19 protein-coding genes are annotated in these 21,560 nt (G+C 69.8%); 11 read left to right on the forward strand and 8 right to left on the reverse strand.

The features are described from left to right. Positions 1–9: 9 nt before the first annotated feature. From tatC to E6A26_RS13005, 4 genes are all read left to right on the forward strand, one after another. Positions 10–804, forward strand: coding sequence for a twin-arginine translocase subunit TatC (tatC, locus tag E6A26_RS12990; RefSeq protein ID WP_136611683.1), 795 nt, complete (start codon positions 10–12; stop codon positions 802–804). A 9-nt stretch (positions 805–813) separates the two neighbouring features. Further along, positions 814–3,780, forward strand: a complete 2,967-nt coding sequence (locus E6A26_RS12995) for a DEAD/DEAH box helicase (RefSeq protein ID WP_136611621.1) — start codon at positions 814–816, stop codon at positions 3,778–3,780. 60 nt (positions 3,781–3,840) lie between these two features. Next, positions 3,841–5,511, forward strand: a complete 1,671-nt coding sequence (locus E6A26_RS13000) for an amidohydrolase (RefSeq protein WP_136611622.1) — start codon at positions 3,841–3,843, stop codon at positions 5,509–5,511. Between the two features lie 406 nt (positions 5,512–5,917). Next, complete coding sequence (locus tag E6A26_RS13005) at positions 5,918–6,652, forward strand: polyprenol monophosphomannose synthase (protein WP_136611623.1); 735 nt, start codon at positions 5,918–5,920, stop codon at positions 6,650–6,652. Positions 6,653–6,663: 11 nt separating this feature from the next. Here E6A26_RS13005 and E6A26_RS13010 read toward each other — a convergent pair whose 3' ends face one another. After that, entirely contained in the window at positions 6,664–7,725 is a 1,062-nt protein-coding gene (locus E6A26_RS13010; RefSeq protein WP_136611624.1) for a LacI family DNA-binding transcriptional regulator, read from the reverse strand. A gap of 364 nt (positions 7,726–8,089) precedes the next feature. Here E6A26_RS13010 and E6A26_RS13015 point away from each other — a divergent pair, with 364 nt between their 5' ends. The 5 genes from E6A26_RS13015 to E6A26_RS13035 are packed head-to-tail and all read left to right on the forward strand — an operon-like array spanning position 8,090 to position 12,552. Continuing rightward, positions 8,090–9,016: an extracellular solute-binding protein gene (locus E6A26_RS13015; protein WP_211129125.1), complete on the forward strand. Its 927-nt coding sequence runs from the start codon at positions 8,090–8,092 to the stop codon at positions 9,014–9,016. Beyond that, a complete protein-coding gene (locus E6A26_RS13020) occupies positions 9,016–9,900 on the forward strand; it encodes an ABC transporter permease subunit (protein WP_211129127.1) in 885 nt (294 codons plus the stop codon). Before E6A26_RS13015 ends, E6A26_RS13020 begins: the two co-directional genes overlap by 1 nt. Then, complete coding sequence (locus tag E6A26_RS13025) at positions 9,897–10,658, forward strand: ABC transporter permease (RefSeq protein WP_136611625.1); 762 nt, start codon at positions 9,897–9,899, stop codon at positions 10,656–10,658. Before E6A26_RS13020 ends, E6A26_RS13025 begins: the two co-directional genes overlap by 4 nt. After that, a complete protein-coding gene (locus E6A26_RS18150; RefSeq protein WP_136611626.1) occupies positions 10,655–11,737 on the forward strand; it encodes an ABC transporter ATP-binding protein in 1,083 nt (360 codons plus the stop codon). The genes E6A26_RS13025 and E6A26_RS18150 overlap by 4 nt, the downstream gene beginning before the upstream one ends. Further along, complete coding sequence (locus E6A26_RS13035; protein ID WP_136611627.1) at positions 11,734–12,552, forward strand: MBL fold metallo-hydrolase; 819 nt, start codon at positions 11,734–11,736, stop codon at positions 12,550–12,552. The genes E6A26_RS18150 and E6A26_RS13035 overlap by 4 nt, the downstream gene beginning before the upstream one ends. A 57-nt stretch (positions 12,553–12,609) precedes the next feature. Here the strand turns inward: E6A26_RS13035 and E6A26_RS13040 are convergent, their stop codons facing one another. The 4 genes from E6A26_RS13040 to yczR form a co-directional block, all read right to left on the reverse strand. Next, positions 12,610–12,957, reverse strand: a complete 348-nt coding sequence (locus E6A26_RS13040; RefSeq protein ID WP_136611628.1) for an RNA polymerase-binding protein RbpA — start codon at positions 12,955–12,957, stop codon at positions 12,610–12,612. A gap of 129 nt (positions 12,958–13,086) precedes the next feature. Further along, on the reverse strand, positions 13,087–14,202 hold the full coding sequence (locus tag E6A26_RS13045) for an SPFH domain-containing protein (protein WP_234865460.1): 1,116 nt from the start codon (positions 14,200–14,202) through the stop codon (positions 13,087–13,089). A 43-nt stretch (positions 14,203–14,245) separates the two neighbouring features. After that, complete coding sequence (locus E6A26_RS13050) at positions 14,246–14,710, reverse strand: NfeD family protein (protein ID WP_136611629.1); 465 nt, start codon at positions 14,708–14,710, stop codon at positions 14,246–14,248. Between the two features lie 99 nt (positions 14,711–14,809). After that, complete coding sequence (gene yczR / locus E6A26_RS13055) at positions 14,810–16,210, reverse strand: MocR-like transcription factor YczR (protein WP_234865462.1); 1,401 nt, start codon at positions 16,208–16,210, stop codon at positions 14,810–14,812. Between the two features lie 61 nt (positions 16,211–16,271). On the opposite strand from yczR, the gene yczE reads away from it, so the two are divergent. Next, complete coding sequence (gene yczE / locus E6A26_RS13060; protein WP_136611631.1) at positions 16,272–16,958, forward strand: membrane protein YczE; 687 nt, start codon at positions 16,272–16,274, stop codon at positions 16,956–16,958. Here the strand turns inward: yczE and E6A26_RS13065 are convergent. Further along, positions 16,936–17,817 carry a methyltransferase domain-containing protein gene (locus E6A26_RS13065; protein WP_136611632.1) on the reverse strand — a complete coding sequence of 294 codons (882 nt, stop codon included), beginning with the start codon at positions 17,815–17,817 and terminating at the stop codon, positions 16,936–16,938. The genes yczE and E6A26_RS13065 overlap by 23 nt on opposite strands. A gap of 43 nt (positions 17,818–17,860) precedes the next feature. On the opposite strand from E6A26_RS13065, the gene E6A26_RS13070 reads away from it, so the two are divergent. Then, positions 17,861–19,897, forward strand: coding sequence for a S9 family peptidase (locus tag E6A26_RS13070; protein ID WP_234865464.1), 2,037 nt, complete (start codon positions 17,861–17,863; stop codon positions 19,895–19,897). Between the two features lie 34 nt (positions 19,898–19,931). On the opposite strand, the gene E6A26_RS13075 is transcribed toward E6A26_RS13070, so the two are convergent. Both E6A26_RS13075 and E6A26_RS13080 read right to left on the reverse strand, forming a co-directional pair. After that, a complete protein-coding gene (locus E6A26_RS13075; RefSeq protein WP_136611633.1) occupies positions 19,932–20,579 on the reverse strand; it encodes a peptide deformylase in 648 nt (215 codons plus the stop codon). 62 nt (positions 20,580–20,641) lie between these two features. Continuing rightward, a complete protein-coding gene (locus tag E6A26_RS13080; protein ID WP_136611634.1) occupies positions 20,642–21,550 on the reverse strand; it encodes a hypothetical protein in 909 nt (302 codons plus the stop codon). Between the last annotated feature and the right edge of the window lie 10 nt (positions 21,551–21,560).

The following is a 21,560-nucleotide window of genomic DNA, read 5'->3' on the forward strand; positions in this document are numbered from 1 at the left end:
GAAGGCCGGATGCCCCTGCTCGAGCACCTCAGGGAGCTCAAGAACCGGCTCATCAAGTCGGCCATCGGCGTGCTCCTTGGGGCGATTGCGGGCTGGTTCCTGTACGACCCGATCCTTGAGGCGCTGCAGACGCCCGTCAAGGACATCGCGGCTCGCACGGGCGGCATCTCCGGGGTCAACTTCTCGACTGTCGGCTCGCCGTTCGACTTCAAGCTCCAGCTCGCGATCCAGATCGGCCTCGTCCTCGCAAGCCCGGTCTGGATCTACCAGCTCTGGGCCTTTGTCATGCCCGGGCTCACGGTGAAGGAGCGCCGCTACACGCTCGGCTATATGGGCGCAGCAGTTCCGCTGTTCCTCGCGGGCGTGTGGGTCGGGTGGAGCGTGACGCCGCAGGTGGTGCGCGCGCTCACCCAGTTCACGCCGTCGGGCTTCTCGAACCTGATCGACGGGCGCGAGTACATCGACTTCGTCACGCACATGGTGCTGTTCCTCGGCCTCGCGTTCCTCGTGCCGGTCGTCCTCGTCGGGCTCAACGCAGCAGGCGTCCTCGCCGGGAAGACGATCCTCAAGGCATGGCGCATCACGGTGTTCGCCGTGTTCGTGCTCGCCGCCCTCGCCGCGCCTGGAGCTGACGCGGTCTCGATGTTCATGCTCGCGGTTCCGCTCTTGGCGCTCTTCTTCGCCGCGATCGGCCTCTGCCTCCTGCAGGACAAGCGTCGACTGCGCCGCGAGGAGAAGCTCGCCGTCGAATCGGAAGCCGCCGCGGATACGCCTACGTCACGCGAGGACCTCGACAAGTTCTAGGCTGGACTCATGTCCAGCGTCCCCGAGAATCTGAGCCCAGCCGAGCGATACGCGTTGGACGCCGAACGGCGGGCCTTCTCCAAGACCGAACTCGGGGCCTTCGCGGCCGAGCTCCCGTTCCCTCTCGATCCGTTCCAGCGGGACGCGTGCCGAGCTCTCGAGGCTGGCCGAGGAGTCCTTGTGGCGGCGCCGACGGGGGCCGGCAAGACAGTCGTGGGCGAGTTTGCCGTGCATCTCGCGCTCCGCAAGGGGCTCAAGGCGTTCTATACAACCCCCATCAAGGCCCTGTCGAACCAGAAGTACGCGGAGCTGTCCGAGGCGTACGGCACGGACCGGGTGGGGCTCCTCACCGGAGACGTGACGGTCAACGGTGAGGCACCCGCGGTGGTCATGACGACCGAAGTCCTCCGCAACATGCTCTACGCGGGCTCCTCGACCCTCGACGGTCTTGGCTACGTGGTCATGGATGAGGTTCATTACCTCGCCGACCGGTTCCGTGGCGCAGTGTGGGAAGAGGTCATCATCCACCTCCCACGAGAGGTCAGGATCGTCTCCCTGAGCGCGACGGTCTCGAACGCCGAGGAGTTCGGCGCATGGCTCGACACGGTTCGGGGCGAGACCGAGATTGTGGTCTCCGAGCATCGGCCCGTTCCGCTGTGGCAGCACGTCATGGTCGGACGCCGGCTCGTAGACCTCTTCGCCACGCGTCAGTCCTTCGACGACCTCGCGGACGCGCACGACCACGTGGGGGACGCAGGGGAGGACGTTGAGGCCCAAGAGGCTCCCGCACGGGCCACTCGCTCCGCGGCGGAGCATCCGCGCGAGCTGACCGCCGTCAACCCCGAGCTCGTTGAGATCTCGCGCCGTGAATCGCAGGCCGTGCGCGGCACCCGGTTCGGCCATGGCGGCCGCGGGCGCCGGCGGGACGATCGGCAGCACGGGGGAAGGGGCCGCCCGGGCGGTCGCCCCGGCGGGTCCGACGGCGGCGTCCAGCTCGCGGGGACGCGCGCGAGCCGGCCCCAGATGATCCAGTCGCTCGAGCGGCAGGGCCTGCTTCCCGCGATCGACTTCATCTTCTCGCGGATGGGCTGCGACGCGGCCGTCCAGCAGTGCGTCGACGCAGGCCTTGACCTCACGACGCCGGAAGAGCGAGCGGCGATCTCCGCGGCGATCGACGAGGCCGCCAAGGACCTCCCGCCCACCGACCTTGCCGTGCTCGGCTTCTGGTCGTGGCGCGACGGGCTCCTGCGCGGTATCGCGGCGCACCACGCGGGGCTCCTGCCCACGTTCAAGGAAGTGGTCGAGAAGCTGTTCGCGGCCGGCCTCGTCAAGGCGGTCTTCGCGACGGAGACGCTCGCGCTCGGCGTCAACATGCCGGCGCGCAGCGTGCTCATCGAGAAGCTCGAGAAGTTCAACGGCGAGGCCCACGTCGACATCACCTCGGGGGAGTACACGCAGCTGACCGGCCGGGCAGGTCGCCGGGGCATCGATGTCGAAGGGCACGCTGTGGTGCAGTGGCGGCCTGGCCTCGATCCAACCGCCCTCGCGGGCCTCGCCTCGCGCCGCACCTATCCGCTCAACTCGAGCTTCCGGCCCACCTACAACATGAGCATCAATCTCGTGGCGCAGTTCGGACGCAAGCGAGCCCGCGACATCCTCGAGAGCTCCTTCGCGCAGTTCCAGGCCGACCGGTCCGTGGTGGGCCTCGCGCGCCAGGTCCGGGAGCGCGAGGAGTCACTCGCGGGCTACGAGAAGGCCATGAAGTGCCACCTTGGCGACTTCGCGGAATATGCGCGCTTGCGCGACGAACTCTCCGCGGCAGAAAAGTACGCGTCACGGGAGGCCGGCCGCATGCGGCGGAGCATGACCGTGGACTCGCTCGCGCGCCTCCTGCCGGGAGACGTCGTCGAGATCGCCGAGGGGCGTCTGAGCGGGTCGGCGGTGGTCCTGGCCGTCGATACGAACGCCCGGGAGCCCCGCCCGCACGTCCTCACGTTCGACCACAACCTCCGACGGATCGGCTACCAGGACCTCGAGGGCCCGGTGGAGCCGATCGCGAGAATCCGCATCCCCAAGCATTTCGACCCCAAGCGGCCCAAGGACCGGCGGGACCTCGCCGCGTCGATGCGCCACGCCGTCGACCGTTCCCGCTCGGAGGGCCCGGACGCCCCGGGCCGCAAGCGCAGGGCCCGCCGGGACTTCGCGTTCGCCGCCGGCTACGAGGACAGCGAGCGCCGCATCACGGAGCTCCGCCGCCAGCTGCGCGCCCATCCGTGTCACGGCTGCGCCGAACGCGAGGACCATGCGCGCTGGGGCGAGCGCTGGAGCAAGCTGCGGCACGAGACGGATCGGATCGTCGAGCAGATTCAGGGGCGGACGAACACGATCGCCAAGACGTTCGACCGCGTGTGCGAGGTGCTCGAGTTCTACGGCTGCCTCGACACCGCAGACGGCGACGTCCGCGTGACGGATCGCGGCCAGCAGCTGCGCCGCATCTACGGCGACAAAGACCTGCTGACCGCACTCGCCCTCAGGGCGGGCGCGTTCGACGACGTGGACGAGGCGGAACTCGCGGCCCTTGCGAGCGTGCTGGTGTATCAGGCGAAGCGCGAGGAGCCGGGGCTGCCGCCCAAGATGCCGAGCATCTCGCTCGACGTGGCCGTGGATGCCATCCTGCGGGAGTGGGCGGCCCTCGAGGGCGTCGAGGAGCAGCACCGGCTTCCCCGGACGGCAGAGCCCGATTTCGGGCTCGTCTGGCCCGTCTACAAGTGGGCGCGCGGGCGCGAGCTGCAGAACGTCCTGTCCGGCACCGAGCTCGCGGCGGGCGACTTCGTCCGCTGGGTCAAGCAGGTCATCGACCTGCTCGACCAGCTCGCCGACGTCCCGGGAGTCGAGCCGCGGGTGCGGCGCCTCTGCCACGCAGCGATCGACGCCATCAAGCGCGGCGTGGTCGCGTACTCGGGCGTCGCCGACTAAGGCCCTTCGAGGCGGAGCCATCCGTCCCCCGTCAACAGACGCCTACAGAAAGGCACCCGTATGTCTTCCGAGCGCGAGCTCACCCTGTACCGCAACGGCTCGGTGTACTCGACCGCAGATCCCCTCGCGTCGGCGATGCTCGTCGACGGCGGTACCGTGGCCTGGGTCGGGGGAGAGCAGGCGGCCACGTCCATCGCGGGTCCGGACGTTCGCGTCGTCGACCTCGACGGTGCGGTCGTGACGCCGGGCTTCGTCGACTCTCATGTGCACATCGCGGACACCGGGCTCGTGCTCCGCTCGCTCGATCTTTCGACGGCGCGGTCGGCCACCGAGCTGCTGGACGCCGTCGCCCGTGCCGCTTCGGCGACGCCGGGGGTCGTGCTCGGGCACGGCTGGGACGAGTCGGGCTGGGCCGAGCGTGCGCTGCCAAGCGCCGCGGAGCTGGACCGGGCGGCCAGCGGCCGCGAGGTCCTCCTGACGCGGGTCGATGTGCACTCTGCGCTGGTCTCGCCGGCCCTCGCGGCCGCCGCGGGGATCGACGGGCCCGGCGGGGCGCGGGCGGCCGGATGGGATGGCGGTCCGCTTGCGACGCGCGAGGCCCTCGCCGCGGTGCGTGCGGCCGCGCGCCCGAGCGACCCCCACGACGTGCGCGCCCTCCACCGGGCGGCCCTCGAGCGGGCCGCTTCGCGCGGCTACGTCGCGCTCGTCGAGCAGGCGGCCCCCCAGATCGCCGGCGTCGACGACCTGCGGCTCCTGCTCGGCGGCGGGGGAGCGGACGACGGCGGCGCCGTCCCGCAGGTCATGGCGTACTGGGGGCAGCTGGTCGGCTCGGCGGACGAGGCCCGGACCGTCCTCGACTCGCTCGGCGTGCCCGTACTCGGGCTCGCGGGGGACCTCAACATCGACGGCTCGATCGGCTCCCGTTCGGCGCTGCTCTCGGCGGACTACGCCGACGCGCCTGGTCACCGCGGCACCGCCTACCTCGACGCCGAGCAGGTTGGCCGCCACCTCGCCGCGTGCTCGGAACTGCGGGTGCAGGGTGGCTTCCACGTGATCGGCGACGGCGGCCTCGCGCTCGCCCTCGAGGGGCTGCGCCGCGCGGACGAGCTCGTGGGCGCGTCCGCCGTCCGGGCGGCCGGGCATCGCCTCGAGCACGTGGAGATGGCCTCTGGCGCCGCTATCGCCGAGCTCGCGGCCCACGCGGTGACCGTGAGCGCGCAGCCGCTCTTCGATGCAGCATGGGGCGGAGACGGACGGCTCTACGCGGAACGCCTCGGGATGCGGCGCGAGGGGATGAATCCCTTCGCGAGCTTCGCCTCCGCTGGCGTCCCGCTGTGCTTCGGCAGCGACGCTCCGGTCTGCGATCAGAATCCGTGGGCTAGCGTCGCGGCCTGCCTGGGCCATTCGACGCCCACGGAGCGCATCTCCGCCCGCGCGGCGTTCATCGGGCATTCCCGCGCCGGCTGGCGCGCCGTGCGGCACGCGGACCCGCTCATGGGGCAGCTCGTGCCCGGGGCGCCCGCGAGCTTCGCCGTGTGGGAGGTCGACGAGCTCATGGTCCAGGTCGCGGACGAACGCGTCCAGGCCTGGAGCACGGATCCCCGGGCGCGCACGCCGCTGCTGCCGGCACTCGACACCGAGAACCGGCCGCGGTGTCTGGCCACAGTGCATCGAGGGACCAGCCTGTACAGCGCCGAGGGTTTCGCATCGCACGCTGGCCGGGTGTCATAGGACGGGCCGTTGTGGGACCGGCCGTTGTGGGACCGGTCGTCACAGAACAGGTACGAGTGCCCCTTCTCATGTCGGAAACGCCGCGCTGAACAGGCAAAACGCCAGTTTTCGCAGGTCAGACTGCGGTTGACAGGCCGTGTGGGGCACGTAGGATCGAGTGTCATCGGGCTGCGCCGCTTGTTGGACGCATGCGGTCAGCCCAGCCGCCATCGAGCACCTCGGATGGTGGCACTGCCCTAGAGGCAGGTCCACGTGTCAGTAGAAAACAGCCGGGGGACTGACCAGCTGCCAGCCCCGCGACTGGCCCGAAGGCGCGTGGGCCTGCTGGGGTGCTGGATATAATGGGCGATTGCGCCCTCCCTCGGGGGGCCGTGACCCGTGACCAGCCTCCGAAAGGGACGCCTGCGTGCGTATTCTGACGATCATTCCGACGTACAACGAGCTCGAGTCCCTGCCCAAGACGCTCGGCCGTCTGCGCTCGGCCGTGCCGGCCTCCGACGTCCTCGTGGCAGACGACAACAGCCCGGACGGGACGGGCCAGCTCGCCGATCAGATCGCCGCGGAAGACCCGCAGGTGCACGTCATGCACCGAAAGGGCAAGGAGGGCCTCGGAGCGGCGTATATCGCGGGCTTCGAGTGGGCGCTCGAGCGCGACTATGACGTGATCGTCGAGATGGACGCGGACGGCTCCCACCGCCCGGAGCAGCTTCCCCTGCTGCTCGACGCGGTCGATCAGGGTGCCGACCTCGTGATCGGCTCGCGCTGGGTCCAGGGCGGCTCCGTGGTCAACTGGCCGTTCTACCGTCAGCTCATTTCCCGCACCGGAAGCACGTACGCGCGCATCATGCTCGGCCTGAAGGTCAAGGATATGACCGCGGGGTACCGGGCCTTCCGTCGCACCACCCTCGAGAAGCTGGACCTCAACGCCGTCGAATCCGTGGGCTACGGCTTCCAGGTCGACCTCGCATGGCGCGTGGCCAAGATGGGCCTCAACGTCGTCGAGGTGCCCGTGACGTTCGTCGAGCGTGAGCTCGGCTCCTCGAAGATGAGCGGCAACATCGTGGTCGAGGCCATGCTGAACGTGACCAAGTGGGGCCTGACCGATCGCTGGCGCCAGCTCACGGGGCGCGGCCAGCGCTAGAGCCCGGCGGCCTAGCGGAATTGCCCTTGGCGTCGCTGCGTTTCCGGCCCCGCCATGGAGCGCAGGTCGGCAACCGAGCCGCGCACGGTGAGCTCGACTGGGAGGCGAACGTCGACCCGTTGGCGCGCACCGTCGAGGAGCATGGCCATCACCTCTGTTCCCAGGCGCTCCTGGTCGAAGGTGATGGTGGTCAGGCCCGGTTCGAGGAGAGCCGACGTTGTGAGGTCGTCGTGTCCTACGACGCTCACGTCCTCCCCGACGCGGAGGCCCCGGGATCGGGCGGCATCGTAGATGGCTGCCCCCAGATAATCTGAGTTGACGATGAAAGCCGGAGCGCGCGTCGCGTCGATGGCTTCCGCGGCGGCTTGGGATACCTTGGCGTGGTCGAGCGGACACCGCATGATCGTTCCGCGGAGGTCCCACTCTCGGCAGAGGCTCAGGAACTCGCGTTCACGTCCCCAGTCCGCCGCCAGCTCGGACGGAGCCGCTACCAGGGTGGCAGATCGATGTCCTCGGTCGAGGAGATGCTCCAAGGCAAGCCTGATCGCTTCCTTGTCATCTGGCCCGACCGTGGGCACGCGTGCTGGATTGGCGAGGTCGGAGGGGTCCGGCGTCCGGTTGAAGGCAACGATCGGCAGGCCTTCATGCGTTGCCGCCCATTCGGCTAGCGGACCATTGCGTCCGATCGGCGCAACGGCGATGCCGCCGACGCCTTCGGACGTGAGCCTCCGCAAGGCGGCCGCCTCCCGATTCGGATCGTATCCGGAGTTGACGATCAGCAGGGAGGCGCCGTGCTGGTCTGCAAGCGTTTCCATCCCTCGCAGAACGTTCAGGAAGAACGGATTGCGCATGTTCCGAATCACGACTCCGTAGACGCTGGACCGTCCCGTGCGCAGGCTTCGCGCGCGAGCGTCTGCCTGATAGTCGAGCTCGCGGGCGGCGGCCATCACCCGCTCGACTGTCTCAGCCGCGACCCTGCCCGTGCCGTTGAGGGCGTAGCTGGCCAGGGCGGCTGACACCCCAGCGCGTGTCGCGACGTCGCGCAATGTGGGGCGAGGCGCTCGATGCGGCATCCGTGTCCTTTCAAGGGGCGGCCGGCGAAGGCAATGCAGGTAGTCGTTCAAGTATGGGTCGAGCGCATGTCCGGGCGCGCCGTCGTCAGCCTGCCGGCAGCCGGTTAATCCAAAATTTGACCACCCTCCGGCTGAAGTTCAGCTCGATGCACTCCGTCGACAACTGCGTGCTGAATGGTTTAAGCACCGACCCAACCGGGATTCACTCGCACCCACCACGGAGGAACACATGATGGCTTGGCGACGCGCTTCCACGGCGCTCCTCACCCTTCTTGTCACAACTACAGTCCTAACTGCCTGCGGAAATGTCACGGCTCCATCCGAGGCGAGCGGCTCACGGCCCTCCGTCTCGGGGGATTCGATCGTGATCACCTACAACTCGCCAGCCCAGTGGGGAAACTTCGGAGAGGTCCTCCCTGCCTTCACGAAGAAGACCGGCATCGCCGCTCCAAACGATCCCAAGAACTCTGGTCAAGCGCTCGCTGCCCTGCAGGCAGAGAAGGGGGCACCTGTGGCAGACGTTGCCTACGCGGGGATCGCGTTCGCAGGCCAGCTGGCAACAGCCGATGTCCTCCAGAAGTATGTTCCTTCCGGCTCCGACCGCGTTCCGGCAGACCTGCGCGGTCCTTCGGGCCTCTGGGAGGCCATCCACACGGGCACAGTCGCTTTCATCGTGAACAAGGACCATCTGGGCGGCGCTTCCGTTCCGACGGGGTGGAACGATCTCCTCGATCCGAAGTACAAGGGGAAGGTCGGCTATCTGGACCCGACGCAGGCCGCGGTCGGTTACTCGGTGGCGACGGCGGCGAACATCGCCCTCGGCGGCTCCCTTGACAACTGGGGACCGGGCCTCGACTACCTCGCGGCGCTCAAGCGGAACGGAGCGTCCACCTCCGCGCAGACGGCGACCGCCAAGGTCGCTCAGGGTGAGATTCCGATCCTCATCGATACGGACTTCAACGGCTACAAACTGCGCGACACGGGAGCCAATGTCGAGGTAGTGATCCCCAAGGAGGGGTCGCTGCAGATTCCTTACATCGTCGGTCTGGTGGCAGGCGCGCCCCACAAGGCCAACGGTCAAGCGCTTCTCGACTTCTACTTCTCCGAGGAAGGCCAGGCTCTCTTCGCCAAGGGCTACATGCGACCAGTCGTCGGAAGCGTTCCGGCTGAGATCGCCGCCAAGGTCCTTCCCGACTCCGATTACCGCCGCGCGGTGACGATCGACTACGCGAAACAGGGGAAGGTGCAACAGGACTTCATCAAGCTCTACCAGGACAAGGTCGGGTTCTAGTGTCGAGGATCTCGGCCTCCGGCCAGCGCGGCGCTCAGTCGAGCGGCGCGCTGGCCGGACACGTGGCCCTTCTCGTCTCGCTTGCGCCCATTCTCATCTTCAGCGTCTACCCGGTCGGGGTGCTGGTTGCAAACTCTGTGGGCCTGGGCGCTGTGCGGTCAGACGACGGATTCACGCTCAAGCACTACGAACAGGCCATCACGTCGGGATCGGTTCACGTCGCGCTTGGCAATTCAGCCATGATCTCCCTCGGAAGCGTTGCCATCTGTCTCGCGGTGGTCCTTCCCATAGTGCTGCGCCGTGCCAGGCCGCGCCGGCGCGGCCGCGAAGGAGTCGTGGCCGTCGTCGAGCACGCGATCCTGACTGCGCCCATCGCTCTGCCCGGAATCATCATCGGCTTCTTCGCCATCGTGCTCGTCGGGCGAACCGGACTCCTGGCCCTCGTCTGGAACGGCTTCTCCGGCGTGGCCTACCTCTTCGGCGGAATGCTCATCGCCTACGTGTATTTCAGCCTTCCGCGCGTGCTGGGACCGCTGCGCGCCGCGGCCGCATCGCTCGATCCCGCGCTCGCCGAATGCGCGGGCACACTCGGTGCATCGCGGCTGCGCGTGTTTGCAACCATCACCCTCCCCATCCTCCTGCCCGCAATCATCGAGGCCTGCGCAACCGCGACCGCGGTCGCGCTCGGCGGCTACGGCACCGTCGCGACGCTTTCGGCCGGCGTGAGGCTCTTGCCCCTCAACGTGGTCAACGAGCTGACGACTGGCTACAGGCTCGCGGACTCGTCGACGCTCGCGGTTCTTCTGGCGGCCATCGCCGTGCTCTCTATCGTCTCGGGGCGGGTGCTTTCACGATTTTCGAGGTGGGCGGTGAGCAGGGCATGAGCAGGATGATTCGCGTGCTCGTAGGACTGTTTGTGGTCATGCCGATTGCTGGGACGGCACTCGCCGCGACGAGTGTCGACTTCTCGCAGGGCCCGTGGGGTCGCGGCGTCACCTTGGACTGGCTTGGGTACGCGTGGGCACCGCTGGCGCCGGCGGTTGCGCGAAGCTTGGGAGTCGCGACGCTCGTGGTCGGGATCAATCTGCTCCTCGGAGGCGTGATCGCGTGGCGCATTGCGCGGAGCCGATCGCTTGTGAGCCGCGCGGTCGGCTATCTGGTCAACGTTCCGCTCGCTGTCCCAGGGATCGCGCTCAGCGTGGCACTGGTCGGGACCTTCCCGGCTCTGAGACCAAGCGGACTTCTCCTCGTGATGGCGCACGTGGTCCTGACCTTGCCCTTTACCCTCGCCGCCCTGGTTCCGGTGCTCGCGGATGAGAGCCTCCGAGCCGCCGAGGAGGTCGCAGCGAGTCTCGGAGCCGGATCCGCCCTCGTCATCAGGACCATCACGGTGCCAGCGTGCGGGCTCGCCATAGCGCAGTCGGCCGCAATGGTGTTCGCCCTCTCATTCGGCGAATTCAACATCAGCTTCTTTGTGAACCCGCCGGCCACACCGACGGTTCCGTTTGCCCTCTTCGACGCCTACTCGACCGGACGCCTTGAACTCGCCTCGGCCCAGACCGTGATCTTCATCGCCTTCATCGTCCCCGTACTCCTCGCGATCGTCTCGATCCAGCGAAGAACAAGGAGAACCGACCCATGACGACTTCGGCTCTACGTGCCACTGACCATTCAGGGCTTGCGGTCGCGGACGTGACGATCCGCTACGGCGCAGCCACCGCTGCAAGACGGGTGACGCTCGACGCCGCTGCGGGGGAGACGGTTGCGGTTGTCGGCCCCTCGGGATGCGGCAAGAGCTCGATGCTGCGCGCCGTAGCGGGGCTCGTCCCGGTGAGCGAGGGGAAGATCATGATCGGGGGGCGGGATGTCACCCGCGAACGGCCCGCCGCCCGGGGAGCCGGACTGGTTCCCCAGAACTACGCCCTGTTCCCGCACATGAGCGTTGCGGCCAACGTGGCCTACGGAATGAAGGCACACCGCATTCCCTCCCTCCGCCGCAGACAGCGGGTAGCCGACCTGCTCGAGCTCACGTCCTTGACGGCGTTCGGCGAGCGCCATCCCGATCAGCTTTCCGGGGGGCAGCGCCAGCGAGTCGCGCTGGCCCGAGCGCTCGCCGTCGAACCGAAAGTGCTGCTGCTCGACGAGCCCATGGCGGCGTTGGACCCCCAGCTGCGCGGTGCCCTGCGCCGAGAGCTTGCGCAGGTGCTGACCGCTACCGAGAGCGCGACCCTTCTGGTCACCCATGATCAGAAGGAAGCGCTCGCGTTGGGACAGCGGATCGCGGTCTTGCGCGACGGCGCCGTAGTCCAGTTCGGACCGGCGCGCGAGCTGTGGGACGATCCCGCGGACGCCTTCGTGGCGGACTTCCTGGGGGGTTCACGGCTTGAGGACGCGCGGCTCGAGGACGGACACGCGCTCCTCTTCGACGGGCGGTGGCGCGTGCCCATTGCGGGTCTCCGGCAGCGGCGCTCGGCGCACCGTGGAATCAGGGTGCTCCTGCGGGCCGAATCGCTCGCCGTCCACGACGAACCGAACGACGATGGTTCAGCCCTGGACGTTGCAGTTGTCCATCAGGAGTTCGTGGGCGATGCCGCGCAGGTGACGCTTCGGGCGGGGGACACGCTCCTGGTGGCTAGGCTGCCGCTCGGTGTCCGCCTTGGCACCCACGCCAGGGTCTCGGTGCGCTCTGGACACGCCGACCTCCTTGTCGGTGCGCCATGATCGGGCCTTCCGGCCCCGAGCCGAAACAATCGACGACGCCGGTCTGTGAGATTCTCGGCAGCTGCGCGACTGCGCCGACGGCCGCGGGCGCAGCCTCTTCCTACCTTGTGCGAAGTGGCAGCGGCCATGTTCTCGTTGACGCTGGCCCGGGGTCCCTCCTTGCCTACCTGCAGGCCGGGCACCGCCTCGACGAACTCCGCGGGATCGTGGTGACCCATCTGCACGCCGATCACTGCCTGGACCTGATGGCATGGGCATACCGCTGGACCTTCCCCCGAGCTCTCGCCAGCATCCCGCTGTTTGTCCCCGGAGAGGAGGTGGGCAGGCTCGGGCTGTTCGACTCTCTGTTTGGAATTCCGACCCTGCCGGGCATGGAGCGACCGATCTTCCAAGCGTGGGAGATCCAACCACTCGAGCTCGACGGTAAGACCTGGATCGAGTTAGACGGGCTTCGATTCAGGGCCTACGCCGCGCACCACAGCGTTCCCTCGGCCGCATTGCGGTTCGAGACGGATCGCGGTCAGGTGGTCGCCTTCTCGTCCGACACCGGCTACTGCCAGGGCGTGGTAGATGCCGCCCGCGACGCCGACGTGTTCGTCTGCGAAGCGACCTATCTCGACGCGGACGAGGAGTCGCTGGTCGGCCACGGGCACCTCACCGCACGGCTCGCGGGCGGCCTCGCAACGGAAGCGCGCGCCCGGCAACTCGTCATCACGCATCTGTCCGACCCGGCAATAGGCGCGCAGGCCGTCACGGACGCCGCGGAGACCTTCCGCGGCCCGATTCATCTGGCCGTCCCGGGGATGGTGCTCTGACGAGACGGGAAAGGGCGGGAACCTTGCGGTTCCCGCCCTTTCCACTCTCTGGTTGCGCTAGGCTCCCGCGCGCTCGCCGCGCTTCTCGCGCAGCAGCGTGAGGCGATCCTCGAGGATCTGCTCAAGCTCGGGGATGCTGCGACGCTCCAGGAGCATGTCCCAGTGCGTGCGCACGGCCTTCTCCGCGCCCTCCGACGGACGCTCGCCGTCGACGAGGAAAGCCTCTTTGCCCGTCTTCGACGTCCAGACAGGAGGGATCTCCGCCTCGGAGGAGAAAGTCACGAAGACCTGCTCGCCGTCCTCGCAGCGGTACTCGACGCGCTGGCGAGGCGCCGGCTCGACGCCCGCCTCGCTTTCCATGGACTGTGCACCCAGGCGCATGCCGCGCAGGCTGCGGTCGCTCATTATCTACTCCCTCGCGTTCTGCGGTCCGGACCTTTCGGGCCCGACGCACATCTCAACGCCCGCGGACGCGTGCGTGTTCCCGGGCGGACTTTCCATTATAGGCGCTCGGGCGGGCGTCGTGAGGGGCCGTCATGCCGAGGTGTCGTCGGACCTGCCGCGACGTAGGTGATGTTCGAGGATGCCTTGGGCCTCAGCATCGAGCTCAGACGGCCGCCCCGCCTCCTCTTCGAACTCCCGCGCGTCCTGCTCGAGCCTGTCCGCACTCGGGGAAGCCTCGGCGACGAGCTCGCTCGCGGGGGCAACGCCGTCGTCCGTGCGCTCGGGCGTAGCGGGAGCGCCGCCGCCGGCTGCGGCGAAGGCCTGGCCCGCGCTGCCGAGCGCGCCGCCAATGCCCTTGAGCGCCTCGCCGACCTCGCTCGGGATGATCCAGAGCTTGTTGGAATTGCCTTCGGCGATCTTGGGGAGTGTCTGGAGGTACTGGTAGGCGAGAAGCTTGTTGTCCGGGTTCCCGCGATGGATCGCGTCGAAGACCTTCTGGATGGCCTGCGACTCACCGTCTGCCTTGAGGACCGCTGCCTTCGCCTGGCCTTCAGCCTTGAGGATCTGCGACTGCCGCTCGCCCTCTGCCGTGAGGATCGCCGACTGCTTGGTGCCCTCCGCGGTCAGGATCGCGGCGCGCCGATCACGCTCGGCACGCATCTGCTTCTCCATCGAATCCTGGATCGAGTGCGGCGGCTCGATCGCCTTGAGCTCGACGCGGGAGACGCGCAGCCCCCATCGCCCGGTGGCCTCATCGAGGACGCCCCGCAGCTGACCGTTGATCTGGTCTCGCGAGGTCAGGGCCTCCTCGAGGTTGAGCCCGCCGACCACGTTGCGGAGAGTGGTGATGGTGAGCTGCTCGACGGCTTGGATGTAGTTGGCGATCTCGTACGTCGCGGCGCGGGGATCAGTGACCTGGAAGTACACGACGGTGTCGATCGACACGACGAGGTTGTCCGAGGTGATGACCGGCTGGGGCGGGAACGAGACGACCTGCTCGCGGAGGTCGAGGAGCGGCAGGAGCCGGTCGACGAAGGGGATGAGCAGGGTGAGGCCCGGGGCCAGCGTGCGCTGGTACTTCCCGAGGCGTTCGACGACGCCGGCGCGGGCCTGCGGAATGATGCGCACCGCCCGGACGAGCACGGTCATGACGAACAGGACCAGCGCTATGACAACGACGAGGAGGAGAACTCCACCTGCATCCATGATTACCCCCTGATGTTCTTGCGGCGGCCTCTGGGTTGGGCCGTCAGCTCCGATATGGTGAGGTCTCGCCGCTTGGCGCGACGACGGCCGTCGCCCCCTCGATGGCGACGACTTGGACTACGTCTCCTGGGAGGAACTCGCCCCGCTCGGCGCGGGCTGTCCACACGTCGCCTCCGATCTTCACGAGGCCGTTTCTGCTGTCGACAGGCTCCATCACGGTGGCCCGCGCTCCGACGAGCCGATCGACGTTGGTCCGCACGTCCTCGATGCCCAAGCGCATGTGACGCATCGCGATGGGGCGGACGAACGCGATCATGCCGACCGAGACCAGGGCGAACACGAGGCCCTGGAGCCACGCTGGTCCCCCGAGGAGCGCGGCGACGAAAGCCGCGAGGGCGCCACCGCTGAGCATGGCGAAAACGAGGCTGAGGCTGACCATCTCGATCCCGCCGAGCACGAGGGCCAGAACCAGCCACAGCATCCACGCGTTATGTGCGATCCAGTCCATTCGGGCCCTCCAACCCCATTCTTTCCACTACCCTAGCCCAGCTGACCCCCTCGTAGGGGGCCTGTGGACAACAACTCGGCAACGGGGCGTTGTACCTCGTCAGACCGCGACGAGAGGTTCGGCCAGAGGACCGCTCGCGTGCCTGTCGGCGGCCCTCCGCAGCGCCCCGACGGCGGCCCGGATCGACTCTGGGGAGTCAGTGAACGGGAGGCGGAGCCGGCCTTCGAAGGCTCCGTTGAGCCCGAAGCGCGGTCCGGCGGTGAGGGCAAGTCCCTCCTCGCGGGCACCGAGGACCAACTCGGAGGACGACCATGGCGAGCAGTCGAGCCAGAGTGCCAGCCCGCCGTCCGGATCCGGGACGGTCCACTGCGGGAACTGTTCGGCGAGGCCCTCCCGCATCGCAGCGAGGCCATCGGCGAGCCGAGTCCGCCGCTCGGCGACGAGGTCGCGCTCCCGCGCCAGGAGCTCGACCGCGACGAGTTGTTCGAACACCGGGGTGCCGAGGTCCATGCTCGTGCGCGACTGGGCAAGGCGCGCCACGAGCGATCGGCTCGCGCGGATCCATCCGACCCGGAGTCCGCCCCACGCGAGCTTGCCGAGCCCCCCGACGGTGACGACGGCGGGGGAGTACGCGGCGAGCGGCCGGCGCGGTCCGCGGCGGAGGTCGAGCCACATGGTCGTCTCGTCGGCGATGAGCACCGTGCCGTGGCGGTCGGCTGCGCGGGCGAGGCGTCCGCGCTCGTCTTCGCTGAGGCTCGCGCCGGTCGGGTTCTGGAAGTCCGGCATGACGTAGCCGAGCGAGGGCGTTGCATCCCGCATCGCTGCTTCGGCTTCGGCCAGGTCCCACGCGCCCTCCACGTCCACCGGCACGGGCACGGGCCGGGCCTTGGCTGCCTGGAGCGCGTCGATCGCATGGGGATAAGTGGGCTGCTCGATGAGGGCGCGATCTCCGGGCGTGGCGAGGACCCTCGTGAGGAGGGCGATGGCATGCTGCGCACCGGACGTCACGAGGATCTGTTCCGGATCGGTCGGGACGCCACGCCGGGCGAAGTGCGCGGCGACAGCCCCCCGCAGGGCCGGATGGCCGGTGATCTCGTAGCCCGATCGCGAGAGCTCGGGGCCGATGAGCGCGGCGGCGGCCGCGAAGCAGGCGGCGACCGGCCCGGCCGCGGGCATGGCGGCCTTCGTGAAGTCGAGCGCGATCCCGTCGACCGCGGCGTCCGCGGCGGGGCGCGTGCCGAGCGAGACGAAGCTGCCGGACCCGCGGCGGCTCTCGAGGGACCCCGCGTCGCGCAGCCGCGCGTAGGCCGCGGCCACGGTCGTCCGGCTCAGGCCCAGCGCTGCGGCGAGGTCGCGCTCGGCGGGCATCCGGGTGCCATGGGCCAGTCTTCCGTCGAGGGCCACAAGGCGGATCCGGTCCGCGAGTGCAGCGTACGCGGGGCTCTGGCTCCGCCACGGACCGAGTATCGTGGCCAATCGCGTGGCCGTGATGGAGGTCATGAGGCCATTATGTCCGAATTGGACCTTTTTGAGCATTCCACTTTGGGCGAATCTTTACTCCATGCAGCGTTTTCTCACCAGCCGGCGGATATCGGTCCGCCTTGTGCGCCTCTACCTCGGACTCTTCGCGTACGGGATCGCCATCGCGCTCATCCTGCGCGCGGGCCTCGGCGGCTCGCCGTGGGACGTCTTCGGGCAGGGCGTGGCACGAACCCTGGGCCTCACGTTCGGGACCTCGACGATCGCCATCAGCCTCGCCGTGCTGCTCCTCTGGATTCCCCTGCGCCAGAGGCCCGGCTGGGGGACGCTCTCCAATGCCGCGCTCATCGGCGTGTTCGCCGACTTCGGCCTCGCCGTGCTCCCGCCCGCGAGCTCGCTGCCCGTGTGGGGTCCAGCTGCCGAGGCCCTCTTCCTCGGCGCGGGTCTCGCGCTGCTCGCGTTCGCGTCCGCGCTGTACATCGGCGCGGGACTCGGGCCAGGGCCCCGCGACGGCCTCATGACGGGGCTCGTGGCCCGCACTGGATGGCCCGTGTGGGTGGTCCGCAGCGGGATCGAGCTCAGCGTCACCGCCATCGGATGGCTCCTCGGCGGGACCGTGGGCGTGGGCACGGCGGTCTTCGCCTTCGCCATCGGCCCGCTCATCCAGCTCGCGGTCAGGCTGCTCCGGGTCGAGCTGGGACGGCGCCGAATCGTGCCCGCCGCGGGCTCTGGCCCCGTGGTCCCGATCAGCGCCGACGCAGCACGCTGAGTTCCACGGCGGCCGTCGCGTGGATCGTGCCGCGGGTCAGTCCGGCCAACACGGCCTCCCGGGACGAGTGGTGGCCGGCTGGACCCATGAGGGCCACGTCAGCCGCCGATTCCTCGTCGAGCTCGAGGGGGATCCTCACCGGCCTCGCCGCGACGGCCTCGAAGTCCTGGGCCGCGGCGCGAGCGACCTCATGGACCTTCCCGGCAGGCACCTCAAGCAGTGGCAGCGCGCCGCGCAGCTCGGCCAGGTGCTCCGGGAGTGGCGTGACCACGCACAGGAGCCCGCCGGGCCGCAGGACCCGCGCGAATTCCGGCAGGTTCCGCGGGGCGAAGACGTCGAGCACGACGTCCACACATGCGTCCCGGAGGGGGAGGGGCCGCCAGAGGTCCCACACGATGGCCGCCGTCCTCGGCAGTTTCGCGGCGCGCCTCAGGGCGTGGGGCGAGAGATCGAGGGCGACGGCGGGCGACCCCACCGCCCGCTCCAGGACCGCCGACAGGTAGTACCCCGTGCCGGCTCCAGCGTCGAGCACGGCGCGGGGGCCGGGCCGGGCGGCGCGGTGAGTGCCGCCGTCGTTCGCTGGAGGCGCGGCCAACACTCCCGCAGCGGCGTCCGCAAGAGCGGCGGCGATCGGCGCGTAGTGGCCCGCAGACAGGAAGCGGTCCCGCGCCGCCACCATGTCCGCGGTGTCGGGCACGAACCGCGTTCCGCGTCCCGTGAGGAAGTTGACGTAGCCCTGGCGCGCCGCGTCGAAACGGTGGCCGCCCACGCACACGAGCGAGCGCTCGCTGCTCCGCGCCGCGTCCCACGGGCCCTCGCACACGGGGCAGCGCAGAAGGTCCTGGGCGGGAAAGGGCATGGCCTCCATGCTAGCCGTGGCGGCGAGGGCTAGGCTTCACGGCGTGAAGCCCACGCACCTCGACACCGTTGTCTCCCTGTCCGCCCCGACCGTGCACCCATCCGGCGCCCGCTGCGTCGTCGCGGCGACACGTCCCGACTTCCGCGCCGATGCACCCGTCGGCCAGCTGTGGGAGGTGCCGCTCGACGGCGGTGCTGCACCCCGGCGCCTCACGCGCGGGTTCCGTGACACGGCGCCGCGATACTCGCCCGACGGGCGGTGGCTCGCGTTCCTCCGGGCAACTCCGGAGGGCCGGCCCCAGCTGTGCCTCGTGGAAGCGCAGGGCGGCGAGCCGCGCGTCCTGACCAACCGGCTCCTCGGCGTCGAGCAGTTCGCGTGGTCGCCCGAGGGCAACCGGATCGCGTTCACGTCGCGCGAACCCGAGGCGGGGCGCTACGGAAGCATGGACGGGGTGGGCCCCCGCGCCGAGGACCCGCGGCTCGTAACTCATCTCAACTACCGGGTCAACGGGCCCGGGTACACGGGCGACCAGCGCTCGCAGCTCTTCGTCCTGGACCTTCCGAACGGCAACGACGAGCCGTTCGTGAGCGCGAAGGGCCGCGCGAAGGCGGCCGAGGCCGAGACTCCGGCCGACGAGCGCGAGACTGGCCTTCCCGAGGCCCGCCAGCTGACGACGACCGCGGTGGATCACTCGCTCCCCTCGTTCTCCTCGGACGGCCAGTGGGTGTACACGGTGTCGCAATTCGACCCTGCGGACGTCGACACCCTCGGATCCCGCGTGGTCCGGACGGCCGTGGACGGCGGCGGAAGCGCACCGATCGAGCTCGGGACGCCGGACGCGGCCTCGGTCCGGGCCGTGCGCGAGGCGGCGGACGGATCTGGTCTCTTCGTCCTCGCGTCGACTCTGGGGGAGTCCGGCACGGACTTCGTGGGCTGGAGCACCCACATGTTCTGGCACGATTTCGAAGCCGGCTCGACTGTGCGGGTCAGCGATCCGGACGACGACTTCGGCGAGGCACCGGCGGCGCTTCGGGTCGGGGCCGACGGTCGCGCCCTCGCGATCGGACGACGGCGCGGCACGGCTCGGCTCGTGGCGTTCGCCCCCGGCGGTGGCCGGGAGGTCCTCGTCGGGGACGATCGGGTGGTGACCGGCGCGGACTCGGCGGGCGGCGCCGTCGTCCTTGCGTTCGCTGACGCGACGACGCCGGGCGAACTCGCCGCGGTCCGGGAGGGTGCACCGGAACGCCTCACCGACTTCGCGGCCCCGCTCCGCGAGGCGGCAGCCCCGCTCGTGCCCCGGGAATTCACCGGCAAGAGCGCCGACGGGACGCCCGTCCACGGGTGGCTCGTGCTGCCTCAGGGCACCGGCCCGTTCCCCGTGCTGCTGAACATCCATGGCGGCCCGTTCGCCCAGTACACCGGCGCGTGGTTCGACGAGGCCCAGGTCTATGCCGGAGCGGGCTACGCGGTGCTCATGTGCAATCCCCGCGGGGCGGCCGGATACGGAGAGGACCACGGGAGGGCCATCAAGGGCCGCATGGGAAGCGTCGACCTCGAAGACGTTCTCGGCTTTGTGGACTCGGCCCTCGCCGAGTTCCCGGAACTGGACCGCGAACGGCTGGGCGTCATGGGCGGCTCCTACGGCGGCTACCTGACCGCCTGGACCATCGCGCACGACCACCGCTTCCGCGCGGCGATCGTCGAGCGCGGCTTCCTCGACCCGGTGAGCTTCATCGGCTCGTCCGATATCGGCTGGTTCTTCCCCGGCGAGTACACGGGCTGGGACGTCGAGGCGATGCAGTCCCAGAGCCCCATGGCCTTCGTCGACAACGTCACCACGCCGACCCTCGTGGTCCACTCCGAGGAAGACTGGCGCTGCCCGATCGAGCAGGCGCAGCGCTACTACACGGCATTGCGGCTCCGCGGCGTCGAGACGGAGCTCCTGGTGTTCCCCGGCGAGAACCACGAGCTGTCCCGGGCCGGAACGCCCCACCACCGGAAGCAGCGGTTCGAGCACATCCTGCGGTGGTGGTCGCGCCACCTTCCGACCGAGGCCAACCCCGCACCCGCGGAAGGCTAGGACCTCCGAGGGGCCTGCCGCCGCGGCCCGGCCCTTAGAATCCCAGTTCTCGGGCTGCGGCCTCGGGCGTCGGATGCGACCACCGCGCCGAGTACTCCTCGTTGCTGCACAGCGACCGGAGCTCGGCGCGGTCCACGTAGAGGGTGCCGCCGAGGTGGTCTGTCTCGTGCTGGACGATCCGGGCCTGCCAGCCGGAGAACTCCGCCCTCCGCGCCGAGCCGTCTGGCGCCGTCCACCGGGCCTCGACCCGCGACGGCCGCCGCACCACCGCGGTGTACCCGCGGACCGAGAGGCATCCCTCGTAGAAGGCGGACCGCTCTTCGCCGAGCGGAAGGTAGGTGGGGTTGATGACGGCGAAGAACGGGAGCGGAGCGCGCTCGCGGGCCAGCGCCACATCGTGATCGGCTGCCCAGGTGTCCTCGAGCACCGCGAGGCGCAGCGGGAGGCCGATCTGCGGGGCGGCGAGGCCAACGCCCGGCGCCGCGTGCATGGTGCGTCGCATGACCTCGATGAGCGCCGCGAGCAGGGCCGCATCGAGCTGTCCGTCGAATGGCAGCGCCTGCGTGCGCAGCACCGGATGCCCGGCCTGGACGATCTCGGGGAGGCTCTCCGCCGCGACGATCTCCGCGGCGGCCTCCATGAGGCGTGCGGGGGACCAGCGGCTGGGCGATGCGGGACTCATGGTGACAGCCTAGGGCGCGGGCGACGCTCCGCCCGCGCCGGCCCTCCGCGGCTCGGTCCTGTTCACGGCGCAGGCGTCCAGCCGCAGGATCGGGCCACAAACGCGTAGATCTCGGCGCGCAGGGTCGACGATGCCGCCACTTTGACCGTGCCTGTCGCGGACCCGAGGCGAACGGTGAGCGGGATGAGGGTCCCGACCTTGTCCTCGGCGACGGCGTGCGGATCGCAGCGAGCGGGCCGCACGGTCACCCGCAGCGGCGGCCCGCCCGCCGAGAGGCTCACTTCGCGCGGCCACGGGGCCGACGGGTCCTCGTCGAGGAGGGTCGTGTTGGCCACGGAGACGAGCGTCGCCTGGGCGGGTCCCGCAGTGGAGCGGCTCGTCGTGGAGGGCTGCGCGGCACCCTGGTTGAGCGTGAGGACCGCGGTGCCGGGGGCGGAGCCGGGGGAGAGCGCATCCGAGAATCGGAGCGTGACGACGGCGGACACGCGCTCTGCGAAGCACGCGTCGGCGTGGATCCGCGGCAGCACGACATGCGGGTCCGATGCCGCCACGGTGTGGAGCGAGCCGTCGGCGAGGGTCACGCGGACGGCGGGCGCGCCGTCGTCCGCGTGGTCGCAGCGCGGCGCCGTCGTCTGCGCCGGGAGGCTGATCGCGAGGCCGGGGGAGAGCTCCTCGCTCCCGCTCCAGGCGGTACCGTCCACGAAGCGGGCGTCCACGAGCTCCGCGCGGACCACGGTCATGGGCGCCGAGGCCGTGTCATCAAGCTGCAGGACGATCGTTCCGCTCGCGTAGCCGTCGCGGAACTGGTCGACGACGGCGGAGACCGGCCCCGCCGCGGTGGGGGAGACGGACGACGACGGCGGGAGGCTAGGCGGCGTCGCGGCACCCGGCGAGCACGCGGCCAGCGCGCTGGCCAGGCCGACGGCGATCAGACCTGCGGCGATCCGACCGGCGCGCGGACGCGGACCCATGAGGTTAGGC

This window comes from Sinomonas albida, from assembly GCF_004919045.1.
GTDB classification, from domain to species: domain Bacteria; phylum Actinomycetota; class Actinomycetes; order Actinomycetales; family Micrococcaceae; genus Sinomonas; species Sinomonas albida.